Here is an 11,969-nt window from a genome sequence, read left to right on the forward strand (position 1 = left end):
AACACTTGTTTGCCGCGCCAATCACAAAATACGTATGGGAGAGTTTCCCTTACGGCTGCTACGCCCTATAGGCCGGATCAGCAGTCCAGTCCCCAGGGAGATGCAATTGGCCAAGTCCGCCCCGAGCCGCAAGACGCCTGCCAAGGCCGCTGCCGGCGACGAAAATTTCGCGCTGCGCAGCCTCCAGGAAGCGTTCGAGGCGAACATGCGCTATGCCGCCAGTGACGAAGAGCTGCTGCAGTTCTACGAACAGATGGTGCTGATCCGCCGGTTTGAAGAACGCGCAGGCCAGCTTTACGGCCTGGGCCTGATCGGCGGCTTCTGCCATCTTTATATCGGTCAGGAAGCGGTGGCCGTGGGGCTGCAATCGGCGCTGGCCCCGGGCAAGGACAGCGTGATCACCGGTTACCGCGATCACGGCCACATGCTGGCCTATGGGATCGATCCCAAAGTGATCATGGCCGAACTGACTGGCCGCGGCGCGGGGATCTCGCGCGGCAAGGGCGGTTCGATGCACATGTTCAGCACCGAACACAAATTCTACGGCGGCCACGGCATCGTCGGTGCGCAAGTGCCGCTGGGGGCAGGGCTGGCCTTTGCCCACAAGTACAACGAGGACGGCGGCGTCTGCATGGCCTATTTCGGCGATGGCGCGGCCAATCAGGGGCAGGTCTACGAAGCGTTCAACATGGCGGCGCTGTGGCAGTTGCCGGTGGTCTTCGTGGTCGAAAACAACGGCTATGCGATGGGCACCGCCGTGACCCGGGGCAGTGCCGAAACCCATTTCTACCGCCGCGGCACCGCGTTCCGCATTCCGGGGATGAGCGTCAACGGCATGGACGTGCTGGAAGTGCGCGCCGCCGCCAATGTCGCGCTGGACTATGTCCGTGCGGGCAACGGGCCGGTGCTGATGGAACTGCAGACCTATCGCTATCGCGGCCATTCGATGTCGGACCCGGCCAAGTACCGCAGCCGCGAGGAAGTGCAGGAAATGCGCGACAAGCACGATCCGATCGATGCCGCCAAGGCCGAACTACTGTCGCGCGGCGTGGCCGAGGACAAGCTCAAGGACATCGACAAGCGCATCCGTGCGCAAGTGTCCGAAAGCGCCGATTTCGCTGAAAATTCACCGGAGCCCGAAATGCACGATCTCTACACCGACGTTCTGGTGGAGAGCTACTGATGGCTATCGAACTCAAGATGCCCGCGCTGTCCCCGACCATGGAGGAAGGGACGCTGGCCAAATGGCTGGTCAAGGAAGGTGACGAGGTCAAAAGCGGGGACATCCTGGCCGAGATCGAGACCGACAAGGCGACGATGGAATTCGAAGCCGTTGACGAAGGCGTGATCGGCCAGATCCTGGTTGCTGAAGGCACCGAAGGGGTCAAAGTCGGCACCGTGATCGCGGTGATCGGTGGTGAGGGCGGGGCAGCGGCTCCGGCTCCTGCTGCTGCGCCTGTCGCTGCAGCGGCTCCGGCTGCTGCTCCTGAGCGTCCGGCAGCCGCCGCGCGGCCTGCCGATCCCGAAGTGCCCGCCGGCACCAACATGAAGACCTCCACCGTGCGCGAAGCCTTGCGCGATGCCATGGCCGAGGAAATGCGCCGTGATCCGCGCGTGTTCGTGATGGGTGAGGAAGTGGCGCAGTACCAGGGGGCCTACAAGGTTACCCAGGGCCTGCTCGACGAATTCGGCCCCAAGCGCGTGATCGACACTCCGATCACCGAATACGGCTTTGCCGGGATCGGCACCGGGGCGGCGATGGGCGGGCTGCGTCCGATCGTTGAATTCATGACCTTCAACTTCGCCATGCAGGCGATTGACCACGTGATCAATTCTGCCGCCAAGACCAATTACATGTCGGGCGGGCAGATGCGCTGCCCGGTGGTGTTCCGCGGCCCCAACGGCGCGGCCAGCCGGGTTGGCGCGCAGCACAGCCAGAACTATGGCCCGTGGTACGCCAATGTCCCTGGCCTGGTGGTGATTGCGCCCTATGATGCGGCTGATGCCAAGGGCCTGCTCAAGGCCGCGATCCGCAGCGACGATCCGGTCGTATTCCTGGAAAACGAACTGATCTATGGCCGCAGCTTCGAACTGCCGGAACTGGATGACCACGTCCTGCCGATCGGCAAGGCGCGGATCATGCGGGAAGGCAAGGACGTCACGATCGTCAGCTATTCAATCGGCGTCGGCCTGGCGCTGGAAGCGGCGGAACTGCTCGCGGGTGAGGGGATCGATGCCGAAGTGCTCGATCTGCGCACCCTGCGCCCGCTTGACCGCGAGGCGGTGCTGACTTCGCTGGCCAAGACCAACCGACTGGTCGTGGCAGAGGAAGGCTGGCCGCAGTGCTCGATCGCGTCGGAAGTGATGGCGATCTGCATGGAGGACGGCTTCGACCACCTCGATGCGCCGGTGCTGCGGGTCTGCGATGAAGACGTACCGCTGCCCTATGCTGCCAATCTGGAAAAAGCCGCGCTGATCGACGCTGCGAAGATCGCGGCTGCCGTGCGCAAGGTCTGCTATCGTTAGGTGATCTTGCCGGTCGAGCTGACTTCGGGCGTGCCGCGATAGCTGGAGCAGGACTGGACCTGATCGGGATCAGCGGGATCACGCTGATACAGCTGGGCAAGGTCACGCTTGTCACGCACAGTGAAGGCGGCGATGGCGTGGATCGAATGAACCGGAATGAACCGCGCTGAGATCATCGGCTGGTAGTCGTAAACCAGTTCGACGAAGATCACGGCCTCGCCCGGCTGGGCATAGACCTCTTGACCCGGCTGGCCCATGCCGTCGATTGCCTTGACCAGGCCGTCACCTTCTTTGCCAAAGCTGGAATCGTACTTGGCTGCACCGCGGCAACGCTGCCAGTGAATGTACTGGTTACCTTCGCCGCCCGCTGGCGGTGTGGTGACTTCAAGACTGCTGATGGTCACCCGGCCATGCTCGAACAGCTCAAGCGGTCCGGCCTGCAGTTCGGCGCCATAGATCACGTCGTTGATATCGCCTTCATAGACCTTGCGGTTCTGCAGCGTGCTGGTGTCCCCCACGCGCGATGCGTTGTCCGCCATATGCACGGCCAGCTGCGAAATCTTGAGATTGACGAGCGCATAGTTGGCTTCTTCCGTGCCCCACAGCCCCGCAGTCAGCAACAACGGCGCGCCCAGCGCGAATTCTGTCATCGCCACGCCGGAACGATTACGCAGCAGGCGGCGAAAGGCGGAAAGCAGGTTCATGTGCAGTTCCCGGTTGTGGGGACAACAGCGCTGCTGTTGCCGCCATAAGGCTGGTTGCGCAGCACAGTGTTGGATCGCAGGGTAAAGTTCTCACCTTGCCCCGGCATCATGGCAAAGATCGGAAAGGCGCGCCGATAGGTGACGGTGACAGTGTAGAGCACCGCATCGCGGGCCCCGCCAAAGCCGCCTGCGCCAACATCGGCATCCCATTTGTTGTTGCCGTTAAGATCCTCGTACGGTTCGCCGTTGTCACACAGGCCGCTGCTGTCGAGATCGTTGAAATCCTCGCCCCGGTTGACGTTGGAAAAGTCGCTGTAGGACTGGCGCTCGAACTGGACCAGGGCATTGGCAGAAATTGCCTTCACCGCCTTGGAAACATTCGCATCAATCGCAGCCTCTGCCCCGGACGCGGCCTCGATGGTGGAATCGCGCGCTGCCTTCTGGATCGCGCCGTTCAGCATCTGGTTGGCGTACATGTTAAAGGCCAGGTCGAAGAGCCCCATCATCATGACGAGAAACGGCGGCGTGATCAGCGCGAATTCGACGATCGTAGCGCCGTCTTCCGCGCGGCGCAGCCGGTTGAGGGCGGCCCGCATCACTTCGAAATCCGCAGATCGCCAAGCTGGGTCGCGATCTTGGCGAAGACGTCTTCCAGTTCGGCCGCATTGGTGGCTTCGAACGAATGACCGGGGCCGGCGCAATCGGTCATCACCGGGTTGAGCGAAACCCCGAAGCCAATCACCCAGACGGTGATGTTGCGCTTTTTCACTTCCGAACACGCCACGCCAAAGCGCTTTTCGACCACTTCCGCCAGTGTCAGATTGCCTTCCGGCTTCTTTGGATCCCAGCGCCGGGTATCCAGCGGCTCGATCCCGTAAGTGCCGTACGACAGGTCAAGCGGAGCCGTTTCCCCGTCGGTCAGGAAGATCATGTGGCGGCTGGTCGGCTTGCCCGCAACATCGGCGTTTTCGCCAGCGAAGATACCGGTCGGGGACAGCAGCCGTCCACCCCAGATCATCCCGATGTCGTGATAGGTGCTGCCTTCGGCAACCAGGCTGTCGACATATCCGGAAACCGCACTGGCATCCATTTCCTGCAGCTTTTGCGCCGGGGAAGGGCAGGCCGACGTGCCGGCCCAGCGGGCCATCAGATAGTCATTGGTAGTCGCGGCAGCGACCTTGGAGAAAGTGCCGGTGCCATCCCACCAGATTTCCGGTTCGAACGAGATTTCGCCCAGCAGGGGCCGCCACTGGGTCTTGCGGGCTTCGGGCGTGTTGCCCGGGCTCGGCACCAGATCGATGTCGAGATCGATCGCCTTGGTCAGATCGACCGCGCTGTAATCGTCGATCTCATACGTGTCGCGTTCTTCGATGCAGCCGTTGAACCAGATGTCCAGATTGGCCGGAGTGGGCGAGGGATAGCCGTACATCGGCAGCTGGATCATCCCGGTCTTGAGCACATCGTTGCCGGTCGCGCCCTTGAACGGAGTGGTGCTCTGGTTGACCAGCTTGTACTGCCACTTGTACTCATCGTACATCACAGTGCCGGTCTTCTTGGTCACCCAGGAATAGGTGTAATTGGTGTAACGCCATCCCGAAACGGTCCTGCTGGCCCCATCCGCGCTGACATTGCACCAGACATCGTCGCCATTCAGCTGGTTTGTCCCATAAGTGCTGCCATCCGGGTTCGTGCCAGAGGCCAGACTGGTCCAGACGACCGAATAAGGGGGGCATGCACCGGTTGTGGTATAGCTCGGGATCACTACCTGTGTACCGCTGATATAGGTGTAGTCCGTCTGGTACTGATCGACCGGGTAAGTCACGCCGGTCGATTTGGCTTGGCGGCCGTGATAGTCCCAATCGGCCACCACCCAGTCGCTTTTCAGCAGTGTGCCAACATTGACGTTGGTGGAATAGGGCAGAAAGCCATAACGCACCCGGGTGCCGGGGGTCTTGCTGGCTTCGATCTGGGTGTGAAAGCTTTTGACGACATCGCGCAGCGTATCGATCTTGTTCTTGGGGTCACCGGACGTGGCCTTGTCGAGCATCGAACCGGTGGTATCGAGCACGAACATCACGTCCATGTTCGAAAAGTTCAGCTTGGCCGAACAGGCGACATCGACGGCGATCTCATCATAGCCGAACAGGTTCATGATCGAAGTCGGCACATCGACATGCGCCTCGCCAGAGATGGCGTAGTCGCTTTCCAGCGTCATTTCGAACGAACGGTTGATCGTGCCATAGGCACCATCGCCGAAGTTGAGCGAGAAGAAACGTTCGCCGATCTTTGAAACGTCGCCTGGAACTTCGCCATCAAGGACAACTGCAGAGCCAAGCTTTTTGCGCGCGGCGAGCACGCCCGAATCGCAGGCCTGTTGCAGACGGCTTTGCGAAAGATAGGTGCGGCCCATGTCCACGCCGCCGCCTACCATGGCCAGCAGCGGGAAGATGCCTGCCGCGATCATGGCCAGCGTGTTGCCGGCGCGGTCCTGCATCAGCCGGGTCAACAGACCGGCTGGCGCTTCCTTTCCGGCAATGTCACGTTCTGCGGCCATGAACTTTGCGCCCGTTGAAAACAATCCCACGCCTGCGGGCTTAACACCCAGACGTAAGTGGCTGATAAAGATCGATGGTTAATTTCTTCACCGTGTAAGTCCCGATCCGGCAACAACCGCGATCAGGGCATCACGAAGATCGGCCGTTTGTAAGTAAGCGGCAATTCACCCACCCCGATGAATTCCAGGAAGCTGGGCACGGCATATTCGATCGTCAGCGAGATTTCCTTCGCCCCGGTGAACTGCGGCGAATCCGAAGTGTCAGCGGTAATCGTCAGCCCGGTTGAACGCAGACCGTAAGGCGGTGCCTCGGCGATCTGGTAGGCATAGGTTTCGATACTGTCGTCATCGGGCTTGGTGCCCTGCTGGTACATAACCGCCGCATGGCGCGCGACATCGGCAGAGATTGAACGAAGCGCGTTCTGGTTCTGCATGGCGATGCCGATCTGCAGCACACCCAGGAACATCGCCAGGAACAACGGCCCGATCAGCCCGAATTCGATCGCAACCGAACCCGAACGGTCCTGGCGCAGCGCCAGCAAAAGGCGGCTCAGCTTGCTCATGACACCAGCAGCAACCGGCGCAGGTTGAAATTGATCGTGCTGCCGAAACCCAGGTTGGTCCACATCGGCGTCAGCGTGTCGGTCACATGGATTTCCAGATAGGTCGTCACTGCCGCACTGCCGCAGGTTGATGCCTGGCTCACCGTCGTGGCAGTGGTGCCGCAGCGATAGCTGTTGGCAATGGTGACGTCGGCATCGCTTAGCCCGGTTGATGATTTGATCCGCGCACGCAGCTTGCTGCGTTCCAGATCGGTATCGACCTTGATCGCGATGGCCACGTCGCCCGCTTCGGCGATGGCGGTTTGCAGCTCTGTCTGGCGGGCATAGATCCGGCTCGCCTCATAGGCCCCCATGCTGAGCGCCATCAGCATGGGCGCCACCAGCGCCGTTTCGATCGCCATGGTGCCGCGCTGATCGGTGCGCAGGCGTTGAAGGAGCCGTCCGAACATCGTTATCCCACCAGCTTGACCGTCGGCGCACCGCCGCCGAGCGACATTGCGCTTGACCCGGAAGGCTTGCAGAAGTTCGTGATGTTGAAGTTGCCGCTGATGAACAGCGTCCGCGACGCAACCATCATGCAGCCCCCGGTGGCGGCATTGACGTTTCCGTTAAAGGTCGCGTCGCGATTGGGCATGTACATGGTGCCATCGATCTTGACCGAAGCATTGCCTTCCATGCTGAATGCGCTGGTGGAATTCTCGTCCCAGAACAGCATGCCCGCCAACTTGTCCGCAGCGGCGGGATCATAGCTGTAATTGTCCTTCAGTGTGGTCGCGGAAATGCCCTTGAGGTCCAGCACCGAGTTCGAGTTGATCTTGATCGACCCGCTGTTGCCGGTCATCACAAACAATGTGCCCGCAGCAGTGACAGTCTGGTTCTGTCCGAAATCGATGCCGCCACTGATGAAGTAGACCCCGGCCGAGAACTCGGTCTTGCATTGGATTTCGATCGAACCATAAATCCCGGGCTCCGGGCGGGCGGTGCCATCGACGGCCAGCGTTTCGCGCTGATCGATCTTGGTGTAATTGTCCCTGGTATAGTAGGATTTTACGCGCCACATCTTTTTGGTGCCCTTGCCGCCAATGTCTACAGCACCTTCAGTCGTCGTTGAACTTGGCGTCTGCCATCCGGTCACCGCGCTGCTGGTGACTGTTTTGGTGCTTGAGCTTGAATCCTCATACCCATCGGCAATGTAACCATCACCGGTATAAGGGCTTTGCTCGGTCCAGCTGTTGGAATTGGACCCCTTGTAGTACTTGTACGAGTTGTAGGTGCGCGTGTAATAGGTGGCGGTATAGGTGGTGCCCCCCTCTTGCGGGGTCGGGCAGGAGTATTCCTTGTTGCTCGATGTGCTCGCGCTGGGTGGTTCGAGGCTGGCATAGGGATCGGACAGGCCCGACTGGTTTTCATAAATCGTGCCGTTATTGGCAAAGCCCTGGTCAATCCCGCCCGTCGCGATCAGCTTGCCCAGCGGAACCGAGGTGTTGCCAACCTCTTTCATCGCCGCGTTCGAATCGTTGGACAGCGATCCGGCGCCGCAGGTCGATGTCCCGCCAACGCTGCCGCCGAATTTGAAGGCCGAATCCGCCGATGGGTGGACCGCCAGCATGCAGGCTTCGTAAGTCGTGCCGACTGTAAAGCTGGCCTGGGAAATGACTTTCACAGTCGCCTGACTGCCGGTCATGAAGCTTGAGAACGGCAGCGCCTTGGTGGCCGAGGCGGTGACGATCACGCTGTTGTTGGTGCTCGATCCCTTGTATTTGGCCAGGTTCACATTGGTGGAGCTGTCAAAGCTGTCGAAATCGGCAACCATCGAAAGGTTGGCTGAATATTCCTGCTCTGCGCGGGTCTTGTAGGTGGCCTGCACGGTCGAGTCCGAACTCGTCCGCGCCCAAGCGGCAGCAAGGGCGGCCTGATCGGTCGCGAACTGCAATTCATTGCGCCACATGTACCACTGCGCGGTATCAACCGCGAGGCCCGAACCGCCCATCAGCACCGGCAGGCCCAGCGCCACCAGCATGGTCGCGTTGCCGCTGGTGTTGGTTCGCAACTCGGTGAGTTTTCGACGTAGCGTGGCGAACATGTTGCACCCTAAAGCTATGGAATCGATCATCCCATAAGCGTGACTGGTGAGCGGACTTTCAAGCAAACTGGTTAACATCCGGTAGAGGCTGACAAATCGGCGTGGACAGCCAATGCTTTGCGCGGCGCGCGGCGGCGGGCTATTGACCATCCCGGATGACGCCCGATTCCCCGCTTCTTGATGGCCTTCCAGTCGAACAGCGCCTGGCCCTGGCCTATGCTCCGGTGGCGGCGCGGGGGCTGTTTGCGGGGCTGTTCGCGCTTGATACGCGCCTGGCGGGTATCGTCCGCGCCGCGCGGGAGCCGATGCTGGCGCAGCTGCGACTGGCCTGGTGGCGCGACCGGCTGGGGGAGGGCGGCGGCGGGGCCGATCCGGTGCTGATCGCGCTGGCCCCGGTGTTGCAGCAAGGCCCTGCACTGGTCGCAGCGGCTGATGGCTGGGAAGCCTTGCTGGGTGAGACGCTGAACCACGCTGCGGCAGAAACCTTCGCGGCGGGCCGTGCGGCGGGTATGGCCGCCATGGCGCAGGCACTGGGCTGCCCTGCGGCAGAGGCCGAGCGGGCCGGGCGCAACTGGGCCCTGGCCGATCTGGCCGCGCGCGTTTCGAACCCGGCAGAGCGGGCCGTGGTGCTGGATCTGATCGCCACCCAGGACTGGGGCAGGCCGGCTTTGCCGCGCAGCATGCGGCCGCTTGCGGTGCTCCATGGCCTTGCCCGGCGGCAGCGCGGGGCAAGGCCCTTGATCGAAGGGCCGGTCAGCCTGCTTTGCGCAATCAGGCTTGGCTTGACCGGGCGCTAGGCTATGCTGGGCTGGATGGAGAGCACGCTATGAACCGGACGATCCTGGGCGCGGTTTCGGCCTTGTTGCTGGTCGCATCTGGCCTGTTCTGGTGGCAGGGCCGCGCCGCCACCGAAGCTCAGGCCCCGCCGCCGCCCACTGCGGCGGAAAGCGACGCGGGCGAAGTGCCTGACGAGATCCCGACCGAAGATGGCGAAGGCCTGATGGGCGGCAGTCTGCCCCAGGCGAATGAGGCCACGCGTGAGGAGAAGCGCTTCAACCGGCTCGACAAGAACCGCGACAACCAGATCAGCCGGGTCGAGGTGCTGGCCCCCCGCGTTGCGGCATTTCGCAAGCTTGATACCGACCACAACAATCTGCTGAGCTTTGAGGAATGGGCGGTGCTGACCTCTAACCGGTTCAAGGGCGCCGATGCCAATGGCGATGGCCAGCTGACCCGGCCGGAATTTGCCACGACCAAGCCCAAGCCGGCGAAGAAGCCGGGCTGCAAGTGCTAGGCTGAAGCCAACCACTGCGCCAGATCCGCCTTGGCGCGGGCGGTGTAGGCTTCCTTGCGCTGCTTCTTCTTGACCTCTTCCGGCGGCATCGGGAACAGGCCGAAGTTGATGTTCATCGGCTGATAGGTCGCGGCCTCAGCATCGCCCGTGATGTGTGAGAGCAGCGCGCCGAGCGCGGTGGTGCGGGGCGGGGGCGTCCAATCGCGGCCGGTCAGTTCGGCAGCGGTCATCAGACCCGCCAGCAGGCCGACCGCGCCGCTTTCGACATAACCTTCGCAGCCGGTAATCTGCCCGGCAAAGCGAATGTGCGGGGCGCTTTTCAGGCGCAATTGCCGGTCCAGCAATTCGGGTGAATTGAGGAAGGTGTTGCGGTGCAGCCCGCCCAGCCGGGCGAATTCAGCCTGCTCCAGCCCAGGGATGGTGCGGAACAGGCGGACCTGTTCGGCGTGCTTCAGCTTGGTCTGGAACCCGACCATGTTCCACAGCGTACCCAGCTTGTTGTCCTGCCGCAGCTGGACCACGGCATAGGGCCAGCGCCCCTTGGGGAATTCGGGCGTGGCGCTGTGCGGGTTGTCGAGCCCGACCGGCTTCATCGGCCCGAACCGCAAGGTATCCTCGCCCCGCGCGGCCATGACCTCGATCGGCATGCAGCCATCGAAATAGGGGGTATTGGCCTCCCATTCGCGGAATTCGGTCTTTTCGCCCGCCAGCAGCCCGGCGTGGAAGGCCTGGTATTCCTCGCGGGTCATCGGGCAGTTGATATAGTCCTTGGTTTCACCCTTGTCCCAGCGGCTGGCCATCCAGCAGACGTCCATATTGATGCTGTCGTGATAGACGATCGGGGCGATCGCATCGAAGAAGGCCAGACTTTCCGCCCCCGTCGCCGCGCCAATGCTCTGGGCCAGCGCTCCGGCGGTGAGCGGGCCGGTGGCAATGATGGTCAGTCCGGCGTCGGGCAAACGATCAATCCGTTCGCGCACCACGGTCAGTGTCGGCTGCGCGGCCAGCGCCGCCTCGACCTCGGCCGAAAAGACATCGCGGTCCACTGCCAGCGCCGATCCGGCGGGCACTTGCGCCTTGGCGGCGGCGGCCATCAGCAGCGAATCGAGTTGCCGCATTTCGTGGTGGAGCAGGCCGACCGCGTTCTTTTCGTGATCGTCGGAGCGGAACGAGTTGGAGCAGACCAGTTCGGCCAGCCCGGTGCCCTGGTGCGCCGCAGTGCTGTCTCCGCCGCCGCGCATTTCGGACAGGCGTACTTTGAGGCCGCGCCGGGCAAGCTGCCACGCGGCCTCGCTCCCGGCCATGCCGCCGCCGATGATGTGGACGTCATAAGTCATTTTGCCCCCATGCCGTTCGTGCCCGGCGAAGTCGAGACACGTCGCGCAAAAGTGTCTCGACTTCGCTCGACACGAACGGATAGGGATTGGGTGAAGGGGAAGTCGCTATGCCGAAACGTGCCTTGATCGAGAAACGCCCGTGGTTGCTGGCCAGTCTGGCCGCCGGGATCAGCTTTTACTTCGTCAAGGACAGCCACTTGGCCGGGCTGTACCAGATGGCGTGGAAGGGGGCAGGGGTGGCCTTGCTGGCGGTCTATGCCTTGCTGCGCCACCACGGCGCGGATTCGCGGCAGATTGCTGGCGTGATGGCGCTGGGCGCGCTGGGCGATGTGCTGATTGAGATCGACCTGATCTATGGCGCGCTGGCGTTCCTGGCGGGGCACATTCTGGCGATCTGGCTCTATGCACGTCACCGCCGGGCCGCGCTGACCCCCAGTCAGCGCTTGCTGGCCATAGTGCTGGTGCCGCTGGTGGTGCTGATCGCGTGGTCCTTGCCGGCAAACCCGATGGAGCGACCGGGCGTGGCGCTTTATGCCACCGGCCTTGCGATCATGGCCGCGATGGCCTGGACCAGCAGCTTTCCGCGCTACCGCGTAGGGTTGGGGGCGATACTGTTCGTGGTGTCTGACCTGCTGATCTTTGCCCGGATCGGCCCGCTGGCGCACAGCGCGCTGCCGGGCCTGCTGATCTGGCCGCTCTATTACTTTGGCCAGTTCCTGATCTGCACCGGCGTGATCGGAGAGCTGCACAAGTCCCGCGCGCCGGGGTGACAAAGGTCAAAAAGGTCACGAAGGTCACAAAGGTCACGAAGGTCACAAAGGTCACAAAGGTCACGCGGAATCGCGGTTTTTCNTGCATAGGTCACGAAGGTCACAAAGGTCACAAAGGTCACGCGGAATCGCGGTTTT

General features: G+C 62.1%; 12 protein-coding genes. 5 read left to right on the forward strand and 7 right to left on the reverse strand.

Going from position 1 to position 11,969, the window contains the following annotated elements:
- Nucleotides 1–100: 100 nt before the first annotated feature.
- Complete coding sequence (pdhA, locus tag MNBBLIKP_RS13965; protein WP_088310858.1) at nt 101–1,183, forward strand: pyruvate dehydrogenase (acetyl-transferring) E1 component subunit alpha; 1,083 nt, start codon at nt 101–103, stop codon at nt 1,181–1,183.
- The gene (locus MNBBLIKP_RS13970; RefSeq protein ID WP_088310859.1) at nt 1,183–2,526 is read left to right on the forward strand and encodes a pyruvate dehydrogenase complex E1 component subunit beta; all 1,344 of its coding nucleotides are present in this window, start codon (nt 1,183–1,185) and stop codon (nt 2,524–2,526) included. Before pdhA ends, MNBBLIKP_RS13970 begins: the two co-directional genes overlap by 1 nt.
- Here the strand turns inward: MNBBLIKP_RS13970 and MNBBLIKP_RS13975 are convergent.
- The 6 genes from MNBBLIKP_RS13975 to MNBBLIKP_RS14000 all read right to left on the reverse strand — a co-directional run bounded on the left by MNBBLIKP_RS13975 (nt 2,523) and on the right by MNBBLIKP_RS14000 (nt 8,460).
- Nucleotides 2,523–3,230 (reverse strand): TadE/TadG family type IV pilus assembly protein, encoded by a 708-nt coding sequence (locus tag MNBBLIKP_RS13975; protein ID WP_088310860.1) that lies wholly within the window; start codon nt 3,228–3,230, stop codon nt 2,523–2,525. The genes MNBBLIKP_RS13970 and MNBBLIKP_RS13975 overlap by 4 nt on opposite strands.
- Entirely contained in the window at nt 3,227–3,826 is a 600-nt protein-coding gene (locus MNBBLIKP_RS13980; RefSeq protein WP_254913063.1) for a TadE/TadG family type IV pilus assembly protein, read from the reverse strand. Before MNBBLIKP_RS13980 ends, MNBBLIKP_RS13975 begins: the two co-directional genes overlap by 4 nt.
- Nucleotides 3,826–5,784: a VWA domain-containing protein gene (locus tag MNBBLIKP_RS13985; protein WP_088310862.1), complete on the reverse strand. Its 1,959-nt coding sequence runs from the start codon at nt 5,782–5,784 to the stop codon at nt 3,826–3,828. The genes MNBBLIKP_RS13980 and MNBBLIKP_RS13985 overlap by 1 nt, the downstream gene beginning before the upstream one ends.
- A gap of 122 nt (nt 5,785–5,906) precedes the next feature.
- Nucleotides 5,907–6,347: a TadE/TadG family type IV pilus assembly protein gene (locus MNBBLIKP_RS13990; protein WP_088310863.1), complete on the reverse strand. Its 441-nt coding sequence runs from the start codon at nt 6,345–6,347 to the stop codon at nt 5,907–5,909.
- Nucleotides 6,344–6,796: a TadE/TadG family type IV pilus assembly protein gene (locus MNBBLIKP_RS13995; protein WP_088310864.1), complete on the reverse strand. Its 453-nt coding sequence runs from the start codon at nt 6,794–6,796 to the stop codon at nt 6,344–6,346. Before MNBBLIKP_RS13995 ends, MNBBLIKP_RS13990 begins: the two co-directional genes overlap by 4 nt.
- Nucleotides 6,797–6,798: 2 nt before the next feature.
- On the reverse strand, nt 6,799–8,460 hold the full coding sequence (locus MNBBLIKP_RS14000) for a TadE/TadG family type IV pilus assembly protein (RefSeq protein WP_176399780.1): 1,662 nt from the start codon (nt 8,458–8,460) through the stop codon (nt 6,799–6,801).
- A gap of 125 nt (nt 8,461–8,585) precedes the next feature.
- Here MNBBLIKP_RS14000 and MNBBLIKP_RS14005 point away from each other — a divergent pair, with 125 nt between their 5' ends.
- Together MNBBLIKP_RS14005 and MNBBLIKP_RS14010 are read left to right on the forward strand one after the other, a co-directional pair.
- Nucleotides 8,586–9,227: a hypothetical protein gene (locus tag MNBBLIKP_RS14005; RefSeq protein WP_088310866.1), complete on the forward strand. Its 642-nt coding sequence runs from the start codon at nt 8,586–8,588 to the stop codon at nt 9,225–9,227.
- A 29-nt stretch (nt 9,228–9,256) separates the two neighbouring features.
- The gene (locus tag MNBBLIKP_RS14010) at nt 9,257–9,724 is read left to right on the forward strand and encodes an EF-hand domain-containing protein (RefSeq protein ID WP_088310867.1); all 468 of its coding nucleotides are present in this window, start codon (nt 9,257–9,259) and stop codon (nt 9,722–9,724) included.
- On the opposite strand, the gene trmFO is transcribed toward MNBBLIKP_RS14010, so the two are convergent.
- Nucleotides 9,721–11,061 (reverse strand): methylenetetrahydrofolate--tRNA-(uracil(54)-C(5))-methyltransferase (FADH(2)-oxidizing) TrmFO, encoded by a 1,341-nt coding sequence (gene trmFO, locus MNBBLIKP_RS14015; protein ID WP_088310868.1) that lies wholly within the window; start codon nt 11,059–11,061, stop codon nt 9,721–9,723. The genes MNBBLIKP_RS14010 and trmFO overlap by 4 nt on opposite strands.
- Nucleotides 11,062–11,168: 107 nt before the next feature.
- Here trmFO and MNBBLIKP_RS14020 point away from each other — a divergent pair, with 107 nt between their 5' ends.
- Entirely contained in the window at nt 11,169–11,831 is a 663-nt protein-coding gene (locus tag MNBBLIKP_RS14020; protein ID WP_088310869.1) for a lysoplasmalogenase, read from the forward strand.
- The last annotated feature ends 138 nt before the right edge of the window (nt 11,832–11,969 follow it).

This window comes from Novosphingobium sp. B 225, from assembly GCF_002198665.1.
Taxonomy (GTDB): Bacteria; Pseudomonadota; Alphaproteobacteria; order Sphingomonadales; family Sphingomonadaceae; genus Novosphingobium.